Annotated in this window: 18 protein-coding genes; 12 read left to right on the top strand and 6 right to left on the bottom strand. The window is 41.9% G+C overall.

Features of this window, described 5'->3' with window-relative positions; translation table 11 throughout:
* Window positions 1-109: 109 nt before the first annotated feature.
* The 3 genes from MHI48_RS16345 to MHI48_RS16355 are packed head-to-tail and all read left to right on the top strand — an operon-like array spanning window position 110 to window position 3,448.
* Window positions 110-1,777 carry a hypothetical protein gene (locus MHI48_RS16345; RefSeq protein ID WP_340030429.1) on the top strand — a complete coding sequence of 556 codons (1,668 nt, stop codon included), beginning with the start codon at window positions 110-112 and terminating at the stop codon, window positions 1,775-1,777.
* Window positions 1,778-1,834: 57 nt separating this feature from the next.
* Window positions 1,835-3,043 carry a hypothetical protein gene (locus tag MHI48_RS16350; protein WP_036613939.1) on the top strand — a complete coding sequence of 403 codons (1,209 nt, stop codon included), beginning with the start codon at window positions 1,835-1,837 and terminating at the stop codon, window positions 3,041-3,043.
* A 51-nt stretch (window positions 3,044-3,094) separates the two neighbouring features.
* The gene (locus MHI48_RS16355) at window positions 3,095-3,448 is read left to right on the top strand and encodes a hypothetical protein (RefSeq protein WP_036613938.1); all 354 of its coding nucleotides are present in this window, start codon (window positions 3,095-3,097) and stop codon (window positions 3,446-3,448) included.
* A gap of 268 nt (window positions 3,449-3,716) precedes the next feature.
* Here MHI48_RS16355 and MHI48_RS16360 read toward each other — a convergent pair whose 3' ends face one another.
* Entirely contained in the window at window positions 3,717-3,974 is a 258-nt protein-coding gene (locus MHI48_RS16360; RefSeq protein ID WP_024630063.1) for a GlsB/YeaQ/YmgE family stress response membrane protein, read from the bottom strand.
* Window positions 3,975-4,128: 154 nt separating this feature from the next.
* Here MHI48_RS16360 and MHI48_RS16365 point away from each other — a divergent pair, with 154 nt between their 5' ends.
* The 3 genes from MHI48_RS16365 to MHI48_RS16375 all read left to right on the top strand — a co-directional run bounded on the left by MHI48_RS16365 (window position 4,129) and on the right by MHI48_RS16375 (window position 7,078).
* The gene (locus tag MHI48_RS16365; protein WP_036613937.1) at window positions 4,129-4,836 is read left to right on the top strand and encodes a response regulator transcription factor; all 708 of its coding nucleotides are present in this window, start codon (window positions 4,129-4,131) and stop codon (window positions 4,834-4,836) included.
* Window positions 4,837-4,877: 41 nt separating this feature from the next.
* Window positions 4,878-6,272, top strand: a complete 1,395-nt coding sequence (locus MHI48_RS16370) for a cell wall metabolism sensor histidine kinase WalK (protein ID WP_036613936.1) — start codon at window positions 4,878-4,880, stop codon at window positions 6,270-6,272.
* A 101-nt stretch (window positions 6,273-6,373) separates the two neighbouring features.
* Window positions 6,374-7,078 (top strand): hypothetical protein, encoded by a 705-nt coding sequence (locus tag MHI48_RS16375; protein ID WP_235200813.1) that lies wholly within the window; start codon window positions 6,374-6,376, stop codon window positions 7,076-7,078.
* A gap of 122 nt (window positions 7,079-7,200) precedes the next feature.
* Here MHI48_RS16375 and MHI48_RS16380 read toward each other — a convergent pair whose 3' ends face one another.
* From MHI48_RS16380 to MHI48_RS16390, 3 genes are read right to left on the bottom strand one after another with little or no spacing between them, the layout of a single operon-like run.
* Window positions 7,201-8,508, bottom strand: a complete 1,308-nt coding sequence (locus tag MHI48_RS16380) for a sensor histidine kinase KdpD (RefSeq protein WP_200868516.1) — start codon at window positions 8,506-8,508, stop codon at window positions 7,201-7,203.
* Entirely contained in the window at window positions 8,483-9,181 is a 699-nt protein-coding gene (locus MHI48_RS16385; protein ID WP_036613934.1) for a response regulator transcription factor, read from the bottom strand. The genes MHI48_RS16380 and MHI48_RS16385 overlap by 26 nt, the downstream gene beginning before the upstream one ends.
* The gene (locus tag MHI48_RS16390; protein ID WP_340030433.1) at window positions 9,168-10,130 is read right to left on the bottom strand and encodes a phosphatidylinositol-specific phospholipase C/glycerophosphodiester phosphodiesterase family protein; all 963 of its coding nucleotides are present in this window, start codon (window positions 10,128-10,130) and stop codon (window positions 9,168-9,170) included. The genes MHI48_RS16385 and MHI48_RS16390 overlap by 14 nt, the downstream gene beginning before the upstream one ends.
* Before the next feature lie 347 nt (window positions 10,131-10,477).
* Here MHI48_RS16390 and MHI48_RS16395 point away from each other — a divergent pair, with 347 nt between their 5' ends.
* Window positions 10,478-10,843, top strand: a complete 366-nt coding sequence (locus tag MHI48_RS16395; protein WP_340030435.1) for a nuclear transport factor 2 family protein — start codon at window positions 10,478-10,480, stop codon at window positions 10,841-10,843.
* Window positions 10,844-11,145: 302 nt separating this feature from the next.
* Here MHI48_RS16395 and MHI48_RS16400 read toward each other — a convergent pair whose 3' ends face one another.
* Window positions 11,146-11,715, bottom strand: a complete 570-nt coding sequence (locus MHI48_RS16400) for a TetR/AcrR family transcriptional regulator (protein ID WP_076327468.1) — start codon at window positions 11,713-11,715, stop codon at window positions 11,146-11,148.
* Between the two features lie 165 nt (window positions 11,716-11,880).
* Between MHI48_RS16400 and MHI48_RS16405 the strand changes: the two genes are divergently transcribed.
* From MHI48_RS16405 to MHI48_RS16415, 3 genes are all read left to right on the top strand, one after another.
* Entirely contained in the window at window positions 11,881-13,386 is a 1,506-nt protein-coding gene (locus MHI48_RS16405; RefSeq protein ID WP_076327902.1) for an NAD(P)/FAD-dependent oxidoreductase, read from the top strand.
* 423 nt (window positions 13,387-13,809) lie between these two features.
* Complete coding sequence (locus tag MHI48_RS16410; RefSeq protein WP_076327467.1) at window positions 13,810-15,234, top strand: glycoside hydrolase family 1 protein; 1,425 nt, start codon at window positions 13,810-13,812, stop codon at window positions 15,232-15,234.
* 25 nt (window positions 15,235-15,259) lie between these two features.
* The gene (locus MHI48_RS16415) at window positions 15,260-16,432 is read left to right on the top strand and encodes a CynX/NimT family MFS transporter (RefSeq protein ID WP_405141085.1); all 1,173 of its coding nucleotides are present in this window, start codon (window positions 15,260-15,262) and stop codon (window positions 16,430-16,432) included.
* A 91-nt stretch (window positions 16,433-16,523) separates the two neighbouring features.
* Here MHI48_RS16415 and MHI48_RS16420 read toward each other — a convergent pair whose 3' ends face one another.
* The gene (locus MHI48_RS16420) at window positions 16,524-17,276 is read right to left on the bottom strand and encodes a MurR/RpiR family transcriptional regulator (RefSeq protein WP_036673609.1); all 753 of its coding nucleotides are present in this window, start codon (window positions 17,274-17,276) and stop codon (window positions 16,524-16,526) included.
* A 415-nt stretch (window positions 17,277-17,691) separates the two neighbouring features.
* Here MHI48_RS16420 and MHI48_RS16425 point away from each other — a divergent pair, with 415 nt between their 5' ends.
* Complete coding sequence (locus MHI48_RS16425; RefSeq protein ID WP_405141087.1) at window positions 17,692-19,554, top strand: beta-glucoside-specific PTS transporter subunit IIABC; 1,863 nt, start codon at window positions 17,692-17,694, stop codon at window positions 19,552-19,554.
* A gap of 440 nt (window positions 19,555-19,994) precedes the next feature.
* A complete protein-coding gene (locus tag MHI48_RS16430) occupies window positions 19,995-21,158 on the top strand; it encodes an MFS transporter (protein WP_338708964.1) in 1,164 nt (387 codons plus the stop codon).
* Window positions 21,159-21,355 lie beyond the last annotated feature (197 nt).

A 21,355-nucleotide genomic window follows, 5' to 3' on the forward strand; every position in this document is an offset into this window, starting at 1 on the left:
CGGAGTGGAAGATGAGCGCCTAAATTTTTGTTAGTTTAAAACCAAAGGGGTGGAGGTGGATGAATATTTCTACCTCTAATCATTTTGGAAAAAAGGAGAATAAAATTTTATGGCTATTTTATCAACCGGACCGATTGAGAATAATCCGGTCAGTGGTGTAAGGCCAACGCAGCAACTGACAATTAAAATGGATAATCGAGATTTAATCAATAGTGCCGATGTTTTGATTCAAGGATACTATCTAGACGGAGCTCGAAACTTATACGTAAACGAACTCATTAATGTGAATCCAAATGAAGTAATAACGAAGAATTATGATGGGAACTTTAATGCTTTTGAATTTGTCTTTACAACGAGCGGTTTAGCAGAAGATCAGACGGGAATCTCGGTTTGGGGAAAAAATGTAGAAGGGCAACTTGTAATTCCCCATCGTATTGTATCTTCAGAATTGCTAGGTGCAAATGAAGTAACAGGACCCCCAGGAACAACGGGAGCTACAGGAGCCATAGGAGCCACTGGGGCTACAGGGGCTACAGGAGTCACAGGAGCGACGGGAGCCCCAGGTACGATTGAGCCTAATGCGACCATCGTGGGAGTAGGACCAAATGTCAGCTCTCAATTTAACGAATTAAGAACCAGTGAAAAAACGCCGATTATTGAGTTGACTTCTGTATATGGCTTATCCAACCTAAGAGACATTGTTTTAACATTGGGCGATGCTACAGTGGGAAGTAATAATACGGAATTTCAATTAACTACAACTATATCCGGATCTGACATTGCTATTCTTCAAAGCTCGGAGAGAGGAAGGTATGAATCAGGTTTAGCGGGAGAAATAGGAATAGGAGTTCGATTGCCGGCTCCACCGACAGGGGCCCAAGTGGTCAGATGGGGCGCTTTTGACGATCAGAACGGCTTATTCTTTGGACAGAGCGTAGTGAATGGAATATTTGTAGCGATCAGAAGAGCAGGTGTTGACACTATTATTCCTCAAGCATCTTGGAATGTGGATAAATTAGATGGAACAGGTCCGAGTGGCGCAACGCTTAGTTTATCTACAGGGAATATATTTCAAATCGTATTTACATGGTACGGGTATGGAGTAATCGAATTTAGAGTCGTCATCCCTGATCCTGCAACTTTAGCACAAGAAGTAATTATCGTTCATCGCTTTTCCCCCAATGGGCAAACCAGTCTGGCCGATCCTAATCTTCCGCTACGTGCGGAAATCTTTAATAATGGCACAGAATCAGAACTCAATTTATTCGTTGGAGGAAGACAATACAGTATATTGGGTAAATATAATCCCGTTTTCAGGGTTACTTCCGAAAGGAGAACTGTAACTGCAACAGGGTCACTCACACCAATTTTGTCTTTCCAGAGAAAGACATCCTTCCCGCCAGGTTCAGGTAGGGCAAATTCAGTGAGTGTCAAATTAGAAAGTATTGATCTTATAACTACAGATGATATTTATTATCAGATCATATTAGGCGGAACGATTAATGGAGGCTTCGTAAACTTTCCAACAGCAACGACTAATATTCCAACTTCGGAAACAGCTCTTCTAATTAACAACACACTAACGACAATTGCGGATGGTCAAGTCCTATTACAAGGCTTAGTAGCCGGAGTTGCGGGAAGTGTCAGAATATCAGCTTCAGCTTCATTATTGGATTTCCAATTACCTGACTCTGAAATTGTGACTTTAGCCGTAGCGAATTTAAGCGGGGGGACTAATCCTGTTACGGCCACCTTCAGTCTTACTGAAGAATGGTAAAAAGTAATAGGAGAAGGAGGAAATTCACTTTTCCCTTCCTGCGAAGGAGGAACTATCTTGTCGGATATTATAATCTCAAATGTGGGTCCCAATATAAGTTCGCAATTCGATGAGCTAATTGTATCGGAAAAAACCCCAATTGTGGAGTTAACATCTGCATATGGTCTATCCATTCTAAGAGATTCCGTTACAACCCTTGGGGATGGTACGGTTACCAATGATGCAACGGAATTTAATCTAAGCAATACCACTAACGGAATAGATTCAGCCATTCTAGAAAGTGTATTACGAGGTAGATACGAGCCAGGATTCGCAGGAGAAGCCGGAATCGGCGTTCGAATACCTATGCTGCCGATAGGTAATCAGATTGGAAGATGGGGATTCTTTGACGATCAGAACGGGGCTTTTTTTGGAGTAAATAGCACAAATGTATTCGTGGTCATACGGCGAGGAGGCTCCGATACAACATTTCCTCAAAGTTTATGGAATGTAGACCGATTAGATGGAACAGGTCCGAGTGGAGCGACGCTTAGTTTATCTAAAGGGAATATATTTCAAATCGTATTTACTTGGTATGGATATGGAGTAATCGAATTTAGAGTGGTCATCCCTAATCCGTCGACTTTAGCGCAAGAGGTAATTACCGTCCATCGATTCTCTCCAACAGGTCAAACGAGTTTTATTGACCCGAACCTCCCATTAAGAGCACAAATCGATAATAACGGAACTGCAGAAGCTTATACCCTTTTTGTAGGAGGAAGACAATATAGTATTATCGGAAAATATGATCCTACTTTTAGGGTCACTTCGGAGAGGAGAAGGATTACTAATCTTACATCAACACTAACGCCCGTCCTATCATTTACAAGAAAAGCAATCTTCCCTTCGGGATCAGCTAGAACGAACTCTGTTCAGGTGGATCTAGAAGAACTAAACATTATCTCATCCGTAGATCTTAGTTATCAAGTACTTGTGGGTGGAACTCTTGATGGAGCATTTATTAATTATCCAACAGCTACAACGATCATTCCCGATAGTGAAACAGCTTTGTTGGTAAACAATTCGTCTACAACGATTACCGGAGGAGAAGTAGTGTTTCAAGGTGTTACAGGAGGCGGAACAGGTGTTGCCAGAATATTAGCTTCATCAGAACTATTGGACTTCACGCTTCCTGAAAATCAGGTCGTAACATTAGCTGTATCAAATATTGGTGGGGCAGGCTCAAATATAGTTGATGTGGTATTTAGAGTTGCTGAGAGCTGGTAAAACCTCAGGTCATAATGATGCACAATAGATGTTGGGAAGGGGTAAGAGAGAATGATTTTATCCACCGGACCGATAGAAAATAATCCTGTTAATAGTGTAAGGCCGACACAACAGTTGACGATCAAAATAGATAATCGAAACTTAGTCGATGGCTCGAATATCCTGATTCAAGGTTATTATTTGAATGGAACAAGAACACTATATGTACTTGAGTTAATTTCTATAAATCCTAATCAGGTCCTAACCAAAAATTATTACGCAGACTTTAATTCTTTTGAATTTGTCTTTACAACGAGCGGTTTAGCAGAGCAACAAGTTCAAATTTCAGTTTGGGGTAAGGATGCTTCCGGACAGCTTGTCTCGGCGCATCGCTTAGTAGCTTCTGAACAACTTGACGAAGCATAAGAAGCAAGATAAACGGCGGGCTTGAATTAGATAAAACAAACTCGTCAAAACACTTAGAAAAGAAATGAAGAGGATGGTGGATGTGTCTTTTGGCTCAGGGGATGATAACAGCCAAAAACCAATCTTCCGAAAAACACGACAATGGATGAAATCAGTACAAAAATAAAAAAAGGACCGTAAGTGTTCATCTTCCATCGATGAATGCTTTCGGTCCTTTGATGTTTATCCTGTACTAATGAACGACGGGATCGGTTTCCGCCTCTCTATGTTAACGTCTTCGGAAGGCTCCGCCGCGTGCCAGAGCAAAGAAGATGAGCAGGGCAATAATCGAGCCAACGATGGCGGGAATAATATGAAATCCGCCAATTACCGGCCCCCTTGGTCCCAACAATTCCGTTCCTAACCAGGAACCGATAAAACCCGCAATAATGTTCCCAAGTACACCGCCCGGTACGTCCCGCCCAATCAAGTTGCCGCTTAACCAGCCAATAAGTCCACCAACAATGAGTACCCAGAGCAGATCCATGGATTGTTCTCCTTTCTTCGAGTTTATTACAAGTTATGTTGGGCTGAGTGGAATATACCTCACCTTCCAGTTGGTGGAGGAATCTAAAGTGTCTGTGCTAAGATGAGGGTAAATGATGATTCAAGCTGGGGAACAAGGCTAGAAGGGGTGCACATTGAAGAAAATACTTGTCATTGACGATGAAATCGCAATCAGAGATTTAATTGAGCTTGTACTGAGAAGAGAAAACTACGTCGTTCAAACGGCTGAAAACGGTAAAATAGCCCTGCAGCTGCTGGATACTTTTGGGCCGGATCTAGTGGTGCTTGATTTGATGTTGCCTGACTGCTCCGGATATGACCTATGCAAGGAAATCACCGGGAAACGTGCCGTTCCTGTGATCATGCTCTCTGCCAAAAATGAGGTAATCGACAAGGTGTTGGGACTAGAGCTAGGGGCGGAAGATTACATAACCAAACCCTTTGACAATCGTGAATTGCTCGCTCGGATCAAGGTCATTCTGAGAAGAAACGAGAGCAAGGAAGAATCAAGTGAAGGAACAGAAGTGAAATCTACACGCATCATTCATGAAGAACTGACATTTGATCTGGAAAGCCGCAGGGTGCTGAAAAACGGTGTACCCGTGTCTTTAACGGCCAAAGAGTTTAAAATTCTGGAAACGTTACTCAAAAGGCCAGACAAAATCTTTACCCGGGATGAGCTGCTGCAGATCGGATGGGGATATGATTTTATGGGAGACAGTCGCAGTGTAGATATGACCATCATGCGATTACGGAAGAAGCTGGAGGATAACGCCGACGAACCGAAGTATGTCAGGACGATCTATGGATTTGGCTATCAACTTGGAGGTGGCGAGGCCTGAAGTATGCAACCCGGTTACTGCTGAATTATTTATTTTTCTCCGTGCTGTCCTTTGGCATCATCATTTTTGCGGTGAATAAAGCCATCGATTATTACAGCTTCATTACCATTGAGAAACAGATGATGGAGAAAGCAGATCTGTCCGAGTTGTCCTTCCGTGAGGTGTTATCACAGCATAGGTCAACTTCAGGAGACCCCCAGACCAAGGAAATTGTCAGACTTGCTCTAGAGAAGCTGAAAGCTTCGGGCAAGGAAGTACGTATCTATGACAGCTCCAAGCAGTTGCTGGGCTTGGCTGTGGATGGCATCATCATTAATGATGGCAAACCTCTTATTTTCGAAAAAAATATTGAGAAATCCCTGAGCGGCAGTTATGCCTACACCGTAACGGAAGATCATCTGCTTTATTTTGCGACGCCCATTCAGGATCAATTCTACGAGAACGCTTATGTGTATGAGTTCGTGGAGGACATTTCCTACTTTTATGCGATTATGGACCAAATCCGTTATATCTTGTTTGCGGGTGCAGGCGGATTTATTGTACTGATTACGTTATCCAGTCTGTGGATTGCCCGCAACACTACCAAGCCGATTAAACTGTTGCTTAGCGCTACGCAAAGTTTCTCTAGACAGGAGTTTCGGAGAGTTCATCTCAATCGGAAGGATGAGCTGGGCATGCTGGCAGATGGGCTGGATTCCATGGGGCGGCAGCTTCATGATTACATTCAGTACCAGAAACAATTTGTCTCCAATGTATCTCACGAGTTAAAAACACCCTTGGCAGCCATTCGTGGTTTCTCTCAGTACTTGGTTGAAGGGGAGAACGAGGACAAGGAGTTGCAAAAAATCTATGCTCATCTGCTGCAGGAATCGGATCGGCTGACGCGCTTGATCAATGAACTGTTGTTGTTATCCCGATTCGACAAGGCTGGTTCTAACGATTTGGAAGTCGAGAAGACAGAAATGAACGAACTGATTCAGCAAGTCGCAACGAATATGGGTGCCAAGGCCAAGGATAAAGGGATAGAGATCAGAGTTAGTCAGGCGGAGGAAGAACCGGATGATGAGGGTAAGACAAGAGTTTACGCCAACGTAAATCCAATGCTGATGTCTCATGCGATTGCGAACCTTGTGGACAATGCCATCAAATATTCAGGCGGTCCATCGCTAATCCAATTGAAGTTGGAACATACGCCAAGCGAGGTAGTTATACGGATACGTGATCAAGGTATTGGTATCGCGGGCGATGAGCTGGAGCGAGTGCAGGAACGTTTTTACCGGGCGAAAAATGCAAGCACAGCGAACGGTTCAGGTCTTGGGCTTTCTATTTGCAAGGAGATTGTCGAGCGGTTTAATGGTTATATTGACATGGAAAGTCAAATCGGGGAAGGAACAACCGTTACGATTGTGTTGCCCCGTGCGGAAACACGCGGGTAAATAATTAACGTTACAAGATTGGTACATTTCTGTTATGAGACTAACAAATGATTTATTTATAATCACTTCATAAGAACAAATCACACATTTATGGAGGGATCATGATGAAATTGATAAACAAAGCAACAGGTGTTATCGTACTAGGTGCTCTACTAACGGTGGCATTAGCGGGCTGTCAGTCCAATGATGCTACGCCCCCAGCAACCGGACAGAACACAGCGAATGAACAGAGCAAAGGCGAAGGAGCAACCAATTCTCCTGCGCCTGCTTCCGAAAGTTCGGAAGAAAAGGGTACTGAAGCTATTAAAGAAGGTTCGATGGAGAAGGAAGGTAATGTGGTGCTGAAGGAGCTTGCTTTTGTCTATAATGAGCACACCATTGCGATTTCGGATACAGCGAATGAAGATCAGATGGAACAGATGCTGGGCAAACCGGATAACCTGAAATCTCATACGTACAGTGCCGACGATGGAACCAACATGGATACGTTAATCGGTTTTACAGAAAAGGTCTATACGTATCCTGGTCTGGAGATTAAAACAATCAGTATACCAGAGGGAAAACAAGACTCCATCTTTCATATCGAAATTACAGATCCTAAGTACGCGACAGCGCGAAACATTAAAGCAGGAGATAGCCTGGATACACTCAAGAACGCCTACCCTGAGGGGAAACTGCTTGGTGATGGAGCCCCAGATGAAGAGGATGACTTCCGTTACGAACCATCCAATTATGTGGATGTAATGTCGTTTCATATCAAGGATGCCAAGGTGGAGAGCATTCAGATCTACAGCCTTCTGGACTAATATTTAGGAATCGATGTTGGTAAGCCATTCATACGATTCACCTTTAGTACCTGATAAAAATGAAAAGTTAACCCTCATACTCCTGAAAAGGAGCATTGAGGGTTAACGTAGTTTTAGGACTTTTAAATTAAGCGCTGCTTGGGCAAATGCAGAATAACGTTGAATTGATCACCATGAATTTCAATTTTGATCTCCCCGCCGTGCAGCTCAACGATACTTTTCACAATGGACAGCCCTAGGCCGGAGCCTTCTGTCTGGCGGGATTCATCTGCTCTTTTGAAACGCTCGAACAACTCTTCCGCAGCAAAATCAATCTCATAAGCAGCAGTATTTTGAATTTTGAATAGCACCAGATCATCAGACTCGTCCAAATAAATATAGATTCTGGTTCCCGGAAGCGAATATTTCTGCGCGTTGCCAATTAAATTTTCGAATACACGCCAAATTTTATTGCCGTCCAAATGTGCATGGATCGGGAATTTCGCAATCCTCTCCCGAATCACAGGCGACGCTTGTCCTATACTGGTGTTGGACTCGGCAATCGCCTGTGTCAACAATGTCGCGACATCGACGTACTCAATATCCAGCTCTACTGTACCGCTGGCCATCTTTGAGATTTCGAACAGGTCTTCAATCAACAGCTTCATCCGTAGCGCCTTCCGGTCCAGGGTTTCAATATAGGCTCGGGTGGTCTCTGTAGACAGATTTTCTTTTTTTAATAAATCAACATAGTTGATAATAGAAGTAAGTGGGGTCTTCAAATCATGTGATACGTTGGTAATCAGCTCTGTTTTTAACCGTTCGCTCTTCATTTGATTCTCCAGCGCGCTTTGATACCCGGCTTTCATATTGTTAATATAACCAGCAAGCTTGGATAGATCATCCTTGCCGGTATCCTGAATTGTGTTTTGAATATTTCCTTCGGCAATCTCTTTGCTCCCGTTGATAATGGCGATGAATCTTCTAAGCTTGGAAAGTATATATGGAACCAAGAACAACACGTAGAGCAACAAATAAAGTAGAAGCCACCCCTGTCCGTAATATGTGACTGCCTGCCAAATACAAATGCCGGCTATCGCGGTTAGCAAAAGCATCATGATGAGGCCAAACGTTAGTCTCCCGTTTTGTAAACTGGCTCTAAGACCGGTTCTCCAAATATGAAAGTAATCCATCAGCAGACTGCCATGCCAGAAGGAACGCCTACTATGGGGTGCCTTAAAATAAAGAAACAGTCTGCTTGCCAGCAGGCAAAGAATAATTAAGGCAAGCAGTGTCTGGATATAACTTGAAGTTGAATAGCTCAGACTCAACCCCGTGTATGAATACCTGTTTATGAGTACGAGGCTCCATAGAATCGCGGCGACAATGATGACAATAAGGTCAATTGGAACCTTCCGATCGGCTTTATTTTTTCTCGATTTTGTATCCAATTCCCCATACCACCTTTAAATATTTTGGGTCTTTGGGATTGATTTCAATTTTTTCACGAATGTTTCTCACATGTACGGCAACCGTATTCTCTGAAGTGAAGATCAGTTCATTCCACACGCGCTCATAAATCTCTTCGATTGAGAAAACTCTGCCCTTGTTCTCCATCAGCAGCTCCAAAATTTTGTATTCTTTCGGGGTCAATCTGACGTCCTCTCCATCTATCTCAACAGTCTTCGAGCTTTTGTTCAGCACGAGTCCTCTTACTTGGATGAGCTCATCCCCGTTTGACTGGAAGGAACCTAAATTCGTAAACCGGCGCAGCTGAGATCGGACTCTAGCGATCAGCTCTAGAGGATTGAACGGCTTCGTAATATAGTCATCAGCCCCAACGTTGAGTCCCAAAATCTTGTCGCTATCTTCTGACTTGGCGGAAAGCATAATGATCGGTATATTTTTGTTTTCACGAATTTTAAATGTCGTTTTAATTCCATCGAGCTGTGGCATCATGTTGTCCATGATAATAAGATGAATGGTTTCTTGTTCAAGAATTTCCAGCGCCTCCAATCCGTTAGAGGCAGTTAATACATCCACATCTTCGCTTTTCAAATAAATAACGAGCGCTTCTCGAATTTCCGGTTCATCGTCTACAACAAGAATGTTATTTATAGCCATTATTTCTCACCTTCATCACGATATTTCTTATACTTACTAATCCGGGACTCATGTATCCCGAAAATTCAACATGGCCGGGGGGAGCGTCTGCAAGCATCAGCTCCTCTGGTGATTTTTCCTGATCCGTGTAAAATCCATGCACCCCGAACCTGGACAGAATCTGCATAACCGGTCTGCTGTTGACGGTGTGAACATAGCTTTTCACCCCAAACTTATGTAGTGTTGGAACTAAATTGGGGTTTAGATACACACGGTATACAGGCATGGCAACCGCTGTCAGTTGTTTGTCCCTTACGAATTCTACAATACTTTCGGCGGAGGCGCCAGTTTTGTAAAGTGAATATATTTTGTTTGGAAAGGGGTGGATTCCCATAACCGTGTCATACATTTCCGGGCTGAAAATTTCAGGTATAATCCGGTTGAGCAGTGCAGGATCCGTACGTCGAACCTCATTGACTAGATGCGCAAACTGCTGCTGAATTTGCTCTTTGATGCCTGCTTTCGTATCCACAATTAAGTCAAAATCAGGATATTGCTGCATCAGCTGCAGTATGTCCGGCAGTGTAAGAGGGTGGAATCTTCCCATGATAAGCGAGTTTGCAAACTGAAGCGTTGTTACGTTTCGTCCGCGATGAGCGGCCAAATCCGGCTGTAGCCTCTGCGACCAATCATGTCTGGCTACAAGCTTCCCGTCCGTCGTCTGCACAAGATCAACCTCGAACAAACGGTACCCTCTATTGTAATTGGATATAAATGCCTCATAAGAATTGGTGTAGCTAGCCCCGTTAACTCCACCAAATGCATGGGCAATAAGCCTATTTTCCTGCCAGTCGCTGGTGCCAGCTGTAGATTCCAGCTGATTCTGACCTGTCCTAACAAGCCCCCAGTTGCACCAGATCATTCCTGCCGTAATGACTATGAGTAAGCTTAACATCATCGTTTTCTTCATTCGTTCTGCTCCTTTGTTATCCCGATGTAAGTCATACTACAGGACTCAAATGAAGAAGGAGTGGTATAAAAACGAAGGAATTTATGAAGTTTGTACATTTCACTACCAAACGAGATTTCTTCACTGAAAAGAAGACATTCACAGTCACAACTTTCCGCCTAGTCACGCCCCCCGTATGCACTGTTCAATGACCCCGAATGAAATGAAATTGGTACTTCAGAGTTTAAGAAGAGTTTTGGTAATCAACAAGTATTAACAGATCTGAATTTTCAATTTGAAAAGGATAAATTTATGGCCTTACCGCTGGCAATACTACCAACTCTCTGAACACCGATGCAAACATCACGATGTTAAATAATTATTTTCGCTTGTTTGATGCATCTCGCACTGACGATCGGGCTATGAAGGACTTGTTATCCCTGTTCACGCAGAATGCTGAAATTGTTTCAAACGGTAGCAGTCGTACAGGATTCGAGGTGGTTATTAAGACTTTTTATGAATACAATAAAGACATTAAACATATGTGGGATGCATGGGTTCTTCAGCCCGACGGCAGTTATCGAACTAACTGGGCAGTATGCGGGCAATCAGTAGATGGCACGGTGTATGCGAAGGCGGGTATAGATATTATGCGTGTGAACGAGTCAGGGCAGATCGTGTATCTGAAGAACGTGCAGACGACTGAAGATGCTTACAATGAATATAACTCGTAAGATGAATATAGGTGGTTGTTACTTCATAGGCCTCTGGTAAGCAACCATTGCTAGTTTGCTACATAGTAACCCATTTTTTTGATCAGTAGACATAATTTTATCGACTTATATTTTAGATTCACAGCATCTGTGGCCTTCAACCGAACTATCCTAAAACTAAAGAAACCGATGGGACTTTACATAAGTAAAATGCCCATCGGTTTTTATTTTATCTCAACAATAAGATACCTTCTTATTCTGGTGGTGAAAATAGGTCAGGCTGGATAACTTGGCTAGGTACGTCGCGTAGAGTGAGCTTCATGCTAATCTAACATGATTTTCTCGTTAACCATTTGATAGTAATACTCATCCATCTGTTCTGCCGTAACATCTTCTTCAAGATGATATATCCACCACGTCACAAGTAAACTAATGACCCCTGAATGATATTCGGCTAAGAGTTCTATGGGAGGTGAAAATGGTTTACCTCTTCTTTTTAATTCCAGAAAATCTCTTCTGGATATATCTCCGATATAGTTTTTGAAAAAGTCAGTAAATCCCTTGTCATTCTTCTGGTTTTGAACAATCGGCTCCAGTAAATTCTCCAACATGAATCTAGATAGGCTTTGCAAGGGCTGCCGAAGCCGATCTTCTATACTCATTTGTAAATAATCCTGAAGAACCCACGTGAGGGTAGCGGATAACAGCGCAAATTTATCCTCAAAATGTTTGTAAAACGTTGTACGGTGAACCATCGCTTTATCACATATCTCATTAATCGTGATATTGCTGAATAGTTTGCCTTGCTCAGATAACAGATCTCTAAAGGCCGTAATTAACAATTTATGAGTCCTGGCAACTCTTAAATCAAGCTTTTTTTCATTGATTTTCATCTACACCACTTCCATATCGTAGTTTAACTATATGCCATCGCTATATTGATTCTTACTATAAAAGAAATTTTGATTATATATTGGTATTATAAGTAATATTTTGATTGATCTACAAGTGTAGATTAAAATCTAATTTCTAGAAAGGATGAATCTTCAGTGTCTGACATGAAAAAAGTTGTGGTGATCGGAGCAGGGATTGCTGGATTAATTACTGCAAGAATGTTAGCTGATTATTATGAGGAAATATGTGTGATTGAGAGGGATGAATTCCCTTCGGAGCCAAATAACCGACAGGGTGTGCCTCAATCTTTTCATCCACACCGTGTACAACCACGCGGCGCGCTAATTATGGAACATTATTTCCCAGGATACAATGACGAATTGATAGCATTGGGAGCGATCTCTTCACACGATGAGAAGCTTATAGTTACTAATCGATACGGTACATTAGTTAACAAAGAGGATCCTTCTTCATTAAAAATTGCATCGTGCAGCAGAGCTTTGCTGGAATGGGTGCTGCGCAAACGAATCCAAAATATCCCTCATATAAGCTTCTTAACAAGTATGGAAGTTACCGGACTCATCGTATCTGAAGACCAGCATGCTGTTACAGGCATTTATACCAAAGAAAGAAGCGGTGAAAAAAGGGAAGACCAACTTCCAGCGGATATGGTTATTGATGCCTCAGGACGTTCTTCCAAATTGATTAGGTGGCTTGATAAAATAAGGTTGAATGTGCCAGAACCAGAAGTGCTAAAGGTATCTCTTGGTTATAGCACTCGTTATTACAAAATAAAATCCTCTATTCCAAATGAATTCGTGATGTCTGATTCAGATCCTGAGCAAGGTATTCGTGCAGGCATATTTACGCGCATTGAAGATGATATCGCTGGACTCATTCTTTTCAATGCTGGAGGGGAGGAGTATCCTTCAACTCAGCCAGAGGAGTTTCAAGAACAACTCAAGCATCTATTTGCTTCAGATAAAATTGTGGAGTTGATGGAACGGTTGGAGCCTGTGCAAGGGCCGCGCGGATATCGTATATCCGAGTCTATTCGTCAGCATTTTGAACTCATGGAAGATTGGCCCTCTGGTTTACTCGTCCTTGGTGATGCATTTTGCAGCTTTGATCCAATTCATGGACAAGGCATCACCGTTGCTGCGATCGAAGCTGAGACTATAGGAAAATGTTTGGAAGCACAGCGCTTGCATCCCGATCCGCAGTTTGAACGGAACGTATTGCTGCGTATGCAGCAGGCCATCGATCCGGCTTGGTGGCTTAGTTCCGTGGCTGACCTGCGTTGGAGAGGGGTAGAACATGGTGGGCCTTATGAACTGAAAGGAGTGGATTTTGCTCAGAAATATATCAACTTATTTACGAAGAAAGCGATGAAAAAAGCGGATCAGGAAAAAGATAACCATCTCTTTTTTATGCAATTCCTGATGAATGCTTTGATCCTTCCTCCAAGTGAATATTTCAAAGCGGATGTCCTGGACATGATTTTGAACGACAATGGTTCAGAAGAAGAAATGGAATTAAGAGCAGCGCTTCGTATCCAGGATCCGGAATTGTACCAGCAAAAATTAGATGAGGTAATTCCATTATTCCAACTGGACTATGATGAAGAGATTAAGAAACTGCTGGAAACTCTTCAGCCTGCGATGAGCTAATAAAACAACTTAAAAGCTGTGTGTAGGGGTGAGTACAACCACCACAACTAATAGTCGAGAAACCCAGGTGATTCATAGACCTTGGGTTTCTTTCATGTTTGAATGAGGACGTACAATTGAATAACGAGGTGACGGTGCTCGCAAGTGAGGAGGCTGCACCCTGTTTGACCGGAGCCATTCCGCTTATTAAAAGTAAAGTTACCCTCGAGCTAGCATGCAGCAACCCTTTGAAACACTGTGTTACTTTTATGTTACAAATGTGAATCTGTGATACCTTGAACTAAATACGAAATAACATATATTTTATGAATTAATCTATGTAGCATAAGTTGTGCAAACAAATACATGATAAAAAAACCGATAAAGCGGGATTCGTTTTTATCCAGATCAGCTGAAGGTTTAAAAGAAAGGTGGGCTTACTAAATGAGTCAAACATTTCAATTTCCTAATGGTTTTTTGTGGGGCGGTTCCGTCTCTGCGAACCAAATTGAGGGTGCATATCTAGAGGACGGGAAAGGATTATCCATTTCGGATATCATGCCGCACGGCATTCAGACACCTCCAACAACAGAACCAACAGAGGAGAATATGAAGTTAATCGCAATTGACTTCTATAATCGATACAAGGAGGACATTAAACTCCTTGCCGAAATGGGTTTCAAAGTTTTCCGCACGTCTATCGCCTGGTCCAGAATCTTCCCCAAAGGGGATGAACTTGAGCCAAACGAAAAAGGCCTCCAATTTTACGACAACCTTTTTGACGAGTGCCGGAAATACGGAATTGAACCTCTAGTTACGATCTCTCATTATGAGACTCCTCTACATCTCGTTAGGGAATATGATGGCTGGGCGAATCGAAAAATGATCGGTTTCTATGAACGGTATGTGCGAGCCATTTTCGACAGATATAAAGACAAAGTGAAGTATTGGCTTACATTTAACGAGATTAATTCTATTCTGGAACACCCGTTTGTGGGCGGCGGGATTAACACGCATGCGGATCAACTTAGCAAACAGGATCTGTACCAAGCGGTTCACCACGAGTTTATTGCAAGTGCTCTGGCGGTTAAAATAGGGCATGAAATTAACCCTGATTTCAAAATTGGTTGTATGGTCATTGCTATGCCGATTTACCCATTGACTCCTGACCCTAATGATATGATCAAAGTGATGGAAGCTGATCATAAGAATACAGGTTTCACGGATGTCCATGTGCGTGGTTACTACCCAGGCTACATGAAACGTTATTTGAAAGATAACGGAATTACCATTCATTTTGAACCTGGCGACGAAGAAATATTGAAAAACACCGTTGACTTTATTTCCTTTAGCTATTATCAAAGTTGTTGTGAAACGGCTGATCCTGCCAAGCAAATTAAAGGAGAGGGAAACCTGATTGGGGGTGTTCCAAATCCGCTCTTGGGCGCGAGTGAATGGGGTTGGCAGATCGACCCCCAAGGCCTGAGGTACATCATGAATGCGATGTATGACCGTTATCAGAAACCATTATTCATCGTTGAAAATGGATTAGGAGCCGTAGATGAACTGATCACGGACGGAAATGGTAATAAAACCGTTATTGATGATTATCGCATTAAATATTTGAAGGAGCACTTGCTTCAAGTTGCTGAAGCCATTCAAGATGGTGTTGAATTGATGGGATATGCATCATGGGGTTGTATTGACTTGGTTAGTGCAACAACTGCAGAGATGAAAAAACGGTACGGATTCATCTATGTGGATCGTCATGATGATGGTTCAGGAACATTGGAACGCTATCGTAAGAAGTCCTTCCACTGGTATAAGGATGTCATTCAGACCAACGGGAACAGTTTGTTTCGAGAATAGTGATAGGCACTAATGGGAGTAGAAGATGAGAAAAAAAATATTTTTAATTATTGCATTATTTGTTGCTACATTGAATTTGCGCCCAGCTATTAATTCTATATCTCCGCTGCTAGATACGATTCGGGAAGATCTGGGGATGAGCGCTGCACTAGCCAGTTTGCTAACTTCTATACCTGTACTATGTATGGGCGTATTTTCACCTTTTGCCGTCAAAGCAAGTGGGAGATGGGGAATAGAACGAATCATTGGATATTCCCTGATTGTGGTGGGAATCGGAATAGGCACTCGGCTATTTACACAGTCTACGTTCGTTTTACTTTTATCTGCATTGATCGTAGGTATCGGGATCACTTCGATTGGCCCGTTAACTTCAGGTTTTATTAAAAAATATTTTCCCGATCATGTTCCATCTATGATTGCACTCTATAGTATTGCGATCACTGTAGGGGCTGCAGTTAGTTCAATGGTATCCATTCCCTTAGAGGCATACTTCAATTCTTGGCAGACAGCGGTAGGAGGGTGGGCATTAATTGCCTTTGTGGCAGCGATCGTTTGGTGGATCATGGTGAAGCCGCGGTCTGAATCTGTTCATGTGAGTGAAATAAAAGAACGTCCGCAAATTAAACTTCCTTGGGGAAATAGAAGCGCATGGACGCTTACGCTTTCATTTGGATTAATGGCTATGTTGTTTTATTCTTTTACAGCGTGGCTCCCGTTAATGATTCAGGAAATGGGGTATAGCAAATCCTATGCAACGCTTTGTCTGACCATATTTGTTGTAATCCAAATCCCGATTAGCTTTATACTTCCTGTATTATTGAAGATCTTTCCCTCAAGAAGAGTATGGATGGTTGGTGAATCTCTGTTCATGATTGTTGGTTTGATTTTATTGATGATGAATTTCATACCGATGGTTTCCGTTGTACTCTTTGGAGTTGGAGCAGGGGGCTTGTTCACTTTAAACCTGATGTTACCAATTGATTCTACAACCAATGTGAACGATGCAACTTCCTGGTCTGCGATGCAGCAATCTGCTGGGTATGTTATTGGAGCGATGGGTCCAATATTGCTAGGTTGGATTCATGATGCTTCCAATAGTTTCACACCTGCTATGATTGGAATGATTGTGATCATCATCCTAATGATTCTAACGCAAATTGCAGCAACACGAGGGGAAAAAGTAATGGAAAGAGTCTAATGTAGTCATCCGTTAAGAGCCATAACAACCAGAAAGAGAGTCCAAATGACTCTCTTTCTGGTGCGTATTTTTAGAAATAACGAGTTCTCTTTTATAGCTCTGATTCTGTATTTACCATTTCTTTGAAAACCTCTCGTCCCAGCCATTCTAAAAGGAACGCAACAGGAACCTGAGTGGTGATGTTAGTGGATTCATAATACTCTTCTTTTACATAATAAGGGATATTCACATCTGATATTTTAGCCATGGTGGATTGGCGATTGTTTGTTATCGCCACAATTTTATTTTGCTCCTGCTTGATCCGTTGGAGATAAGGTAGAACATACGGGTTTTCACCTCGCGTAGATAATGCAATCGTAACGCTGTCTTTTTGCATTTTGATATGAACAGGATAATGAGGATCTTTTATGTACACGGAGCATATCCCTAGATTTGAGAAAAATCGGGCTCCATACTCACCCATTATTCCAGAGCTCCCGATACCAATAAAAATGACGCTACTGGCTTTAGCAATTAACTTTGCTGCCGTTTGAATTTTTTCCTCCAATTCAGGAGATTGAGAACGTTCAAAAAACTCATACACAGCATGATGTGGACTTTTTAACTCCTGCTTCGTTAGTTTACCCTTTTGGGAAATGAGCATCTTAAGTTTTACTTTAAATTCCGAAAATCCCTCACATTGATTCTTTCTGCAAAATCGCATAATGGTGGCTGTAGATACATGAGTTTCATCGGCCAGCTCTCTAATCCGCATGTACGCCACTTTTTCCATGTTCTGAGAAATATAGTTATATAAAGATAATTCCAATTCATTATAGGATGAGATTTGTTCACTGGTGAACATGGATATACACTCCCTTAGACCATAATAAAAATAATAGGTAACCTGCTTAGGCAGTATACATTACCTATGCCCAAAAAACAACGCGTTACATTTTTGTTACAAAAATCATTTCGTGTCAAAGGAAACTAAACACTTAAACAATATATATTTTCTTCTCTGTTCTGAGTAACATGACGTTATAACATATGTTTCGCACTTCCATTATAACTGGCTAACGCGTCCATGGTCAGAGAACGAAGGTGGCAACGAATAAACCAACCTACCCTTAACTAGTTCCAGTTTCAAGCTTGTTGAGCTTCCTTAGTCTGCTTGAGAATGTCACAATAGCTGTCATATGAAAACATAATGAGTTTGTTTTGCCATCCTCAAAAATTTAGCTTTACTACCTTAATATACGTCGAAGGAGCCTTACATCATGGATAAACAACAATTGTCCAAAGATATTCTCAAACTGGTTGGTGGGGAAGAGAATATCGATCAAGTTACGCACTGTATGACTCGACTCAGATTCAATCTAAACGATAACAATCTAGCAGACAGAACGACGTTAAAAAACACACCTGGCGTTATGGGTGTAACGGAAAACGGTGGACAGTTTCAGGTGATTATTGGCAGTGAAGTTTCCGAAGTGTACAAAGCACTAGTGAACAATATGAGCATGAAGCCTAACGCAGAGAGTGCTCCAAAAGGCGGAAAGAAACAAAGGAATCCGATCAGCGCATTATTTGATTTCATATCGGGCATGTTCACGCCAATCCTGCCAGCAATTGCTGGCGCAGGTATGATCAAAGGGATCGTGTCCATTCTGGTGGCTCTTGGTTGGATGACGAATACAAGTTCAACCTATATCATTTTGTCTGCGGTTGGCGATGGCGCATTCTACTTCCTGCCCATTATTCTGGCCATTAGTGCTGCTAAGAAAATGGGGAGCAATGTTTATGTAGGTGCTGCACTAGCGGCTGGTCTCATGCATCCAACCATTACAGCGTTGCTTCAAGAGGGTAATACTTCGTTTGCAGGCATTACGGTTATTGCCACATCCTATGCATCATCGGTTATTCCCATCGTCATTGCAATCTGGATCGCTGCTCACGTGGAGAGAGCCATTGACCGCATCACTCATTCTTCACTGAAACTGATTGTTGTACCAACGGTTACGTTACTCATCATGGTACCACTAACCTTGATCGCGATCGGGCCACTGGGTGGCATTATTGGAAACGGTTTATCTGGGGGTATCAGATGGTTATTTGATAACGCATCCATTTTGGCAAGTATCTTGATTGGTGGCACAATGTCTGTGCTGATTATTACAGGCATGCATTATGCACTGTTGCCGCTTGCAGTTGGTTCGATTGCAACACTTGGTTACGATTTTATCGTTCCGTTAATGTTCGCAGCTAATATGGCCCAGGGTGGTGCTGCATTTGGTGTGGGCTTCAAGTCTAAAAACACCCAAACCAAATCACTTTCATATTCTACAGGACTGACCGCTCTTATGGGAATTACGGAGCCTGCCATGTACGGAATTAACATGAAATTCAAAAAACCATTTATTGCAGCGCTCATTGGGGGCGCAGTCGCTGGGGCGTTTCTGGGAACCTTTTCTGTTAAAGCCTATTTCATTAGCACTGTAGGTCTTCCGGGAGCTGCCTCATATGTCGGTCCAGACATTAGCAACCTGCTCTTTGCACTGATTGCTGCTTTAATTGCATTTGTTGTAGCTAGCATAATTACTTATTTTCTGGGCTTCCAGGAAGAGGTACCTGCACTATCAGCAACGTCTGCAACTACACCTGTAGTAGCTGAAGACACTAAATTACAGGATGAACAAATATTCAGCCCTATGAGTGGGGAAGTTAAGCCACTTAGCCTGGTTCCAGATCCTGCTTTTTCAGAAGAAATGATGGGTAAAGGATTTGCCATTCAACCTTCAGAAGGACGTGCAGTTTCCCCAGTTAACGGCACAGTATTCTCTGTTTCTAAGAGTGGTCACGCTATTGGTCTCGTAAGTGATCTTGGCGCAGAGATGCTGATTCACATCGGGATTGATACGGTAAAGCTGAAAGGCCAATTTTTCTCGCCCAAGATTCAGGCAGGAGCAAAAGTATCCGTAGGTGATCTATTGATAGAATTTGACCGTGAAGAGATCGAAAAAGCGGGTTACAATATGATTACCCCGGTCATTATTACGAACATGGTTCAATATACCTATGTCCAATCGGCTGGGCGTACCACAATTAATCAAAAAGAATTGATGTACACAGTCAAAGCCTAATTTGATGTTATTAATAGCGGCAGTGATTCCAAGTTATTTCTGGAACGCTGCCGTTTTTGTCATGGTGCTGCATAGTAAAACCAAAAAAATTGTTCTTTCTACATAATATTAAAAAACACTGCGTTACTTTTGAGTAACAAATGTGATCTCATGTTAATTCAAACTAAAATGCCAAAATGTATATATTTATTTGAATAATAAAAGTAACATAAGTTTTGCAAAACAAAATTTATTACAGACGGATAGGTAGGATTACTCTGAATATGGAGAAATCTCTTATGGAGTTAACACTGAAAGGTGGAACACACAAATGAGTCTAACCATTCAATTAGCGGCTGTTTTAATGTGGGAAGGTCTTTAGCTACTAATTCAATAGAAGGGGCTTAATTAATCTATTTTTCTAGAAATACAGAAATAAGAAGGTGCAATTGTTGAAAAATATGTGGAAAATATATTTATTAGCTGTAATTAGTTTTCTTAATGGCGCATCAGAATATGTTATTGCCGGGATCCTAGACAAAATTGCTGAATCTAGCAACATTTCAGTTTCTTCTGCTGGACAGCTAATTACAGTGTTCTCTATAGCATTTGGCGTAGGTACTCCTTTTTTAATTGCTTTCACATCTAAATTAGATCGAAAAAAACTCTTAGTTTATGCATTAACTGTATTCTCTGTTATTAACATTTTAATTGCAACGATAACAGGATATGAGATGCTTATCGTAGCTAGAATTATTTCAGCACTTAGTGCCGGTGTTATTCAGGTTACGCTCCTTACTCTTGCTGCGGTTTTGGCTGCTCCAGGAAAGCAAGGCAGTTCAATTGCTACTGTTATTATGGGAAATAGTACGGCATTAGTTATCGGTGTACCCATAGGCAGGGTTGTAGCTTCCCATTATGATTGGAACATCATATTTATTGGTCTTGGAGTAATAGGACTTATTCTCTTATTCCTAGCGCTGCTGATCATACCCAAAGTAGTTGCTGAAGAAGTTGTTCCTTTGCGTGATCAGTTTAAATTCATCATGCAACCGCGTATCGCAGCAGCGTTACTGATTACGTTCGTGTGGTTAGGCTCATATTCCATTTTATTTACGTACATTTCACCGTATCTCCTTGATATATTTAGCATGAGTGATCAAGGTGTAACGGTAGCCCTGTTTATATTTGGTATCGCTAGTGCTATTGGTTCCAAAATAGGAGGACTCAGTACAGATAAATGGGGTACATTCCGTACCCTAGCTGGTGGAATGATACTCCACGCCACTGCATTACTGTTGTTCCCGTTTATAGGCCAATCCATATTTCTTCTATATATATTACTTATTTTCTGGGCAATAGCAGCCTGGTCCTCAGGTACGCCGATCCAATTTCAGCTTATAAGTCTCGCTCCCGCTGCTTCAGGCATTGTACTTAGTTTGCATAGCGCGATTGGACAAGTTGGAATGGCTGCCGGAGCTGGTATCGGGGGTATTGCTGTCAACCACAGTTTGTTGAACTACATCCCATGGATCGGTGCGCTTGCCCTTGTGATTGGCATCGTAACAACGTTGCTTGATAACTCTCTATCTAAAAGAAAACAAACGAAAAAATCTTTGCAATAAATAAACACTTGTATCATCTTCGTTTGTTACATGCCTCTTAACGATGTATAAAACCTTCTATAACAATAAGAAAGCAGCTGACCCAAGTGATCAGCTGCTTTCTTTGTTTTATAATTCATAACTCATTAACCCAATGATAGTAGGTCCAACTGCACCAAAGCTTGATGTGATGGGATTAAGTTCACAGCGAATGAAGC

The sequence above is a fragment of the Paenibacillus sp. FSL H7-0942 genome, from assembly GCF_045040715.1.
GTDB lineage: Bacteria > Bacillota > Bacilli > Paenibacillales > Paenibacillaceae > Paenibacillus > Paenibacillus amylolyticus.

What these genes read in the sequence shown, in the direction of transcription:
- MHI48_RS16345 (WP_340030429.1), top strand. Translation starts at nt 110, where the DNA reads ATGGCTATTTTATCAACCGGACCGATTGAGAATAATCCGGTCAGTGGT.
- MHI48_RS16355 (WP_036613938.1), top strand. Translation starts at nt 3,095, where the DNA reads ATGATTTTATCCACCGGACCGATAGAAAATAATCCTGTTAATAGTGTA.
- MHI48_RS16360 (WP_024630063.1), bottom strand. Translation starts at nt 3,974, where the DNA reads ATGGATCTGCTCTGGGTACTCATTGTTGGTGGACTTATTGGCTGGTTA.
- MHI48_RS16375 (WP_235200813.1), top strand. Translation starts at nt 6,374, where the DNA reads ATGATGAAATTGATAAACAAAGCAACAGGTGTTATCGTACTAGGTGCT.
- MHI48_RS16385 (WP_036613934.1), bottom strand. Translation starts at nt 9,181, where the DNA reads ATGGCTATAAATAACATTCTTGTTGTAGACGATGAACCGGAAATTCGA.
- MHI48_RS16390 (WP_340030433.1), bottom strand. Translation starts at nt 10,130, where the DNA reads ATGAAGAAAACGATGATGTTAAGCTTACTCATAGTCATTACGGCAGGA.
- MHI48_RS16395 (WP_340030435.1), top strand. Translation starts at nt 10,478, where the DNA reads ATGTTAAATAATTATTTTCGCTTGTTTGATGCATCTCGCACTGACGAT.
- MHI48_RS16400 (WP_076327468.1), bottom strand. Translation starts at nt 11,715, where the DNA reads ATGAAAATCAATGAAAAAAAGCTTGATTTAAGAGTTGCCAGGACTCAT.
- MHI48_RS16405 (WP_076327902.1), top strand. Translation starts at nt 11,881, where the DNA reads ATGAAAAAAGTTGTGGTGATCGGAGCAGGGATTGCTGGATTAATTACT.
- MHI48_RS16410 (WP_076327467.1), top strand. Translation starts at nt 13,810, where the DNA reads ATGAGTCAAACATTTCAATTTCCTAATGGTTTTTTGTGGGGCGGTTCC.
- MHI48_RS16415 (WP_405141085.1), top strand. Translation starts at nt 15,260, where the DNA reads ATGAGAAAAAAAATATTTTTAATTATTGCATTATTTGTTGCTACATTG.
- MHI48_RS16420 (WP_036673609.1), bottom strand. Translation starts at nt 17,276, where the DNA reads ATGTTCACCAGTGAACAAATCTCATCCTATAATGAATTGGAATTATCT.
- MHI48_RS16425 (WP_405141087.1), top strand. Translation starts at nt 17,692, where the DNA reads ATGGATAAACAACAATTGTCCAAAGATATTCTCAAACTGGTTGGTGGG.
- MHI48_RS16430 (WP_338708964.1), top strand. Translation starts at nt 19,995, where the DNA reads ATGTGGAAAATATATTTATTAGCTGTAATTAGTTTTCTTAATGGCGCA.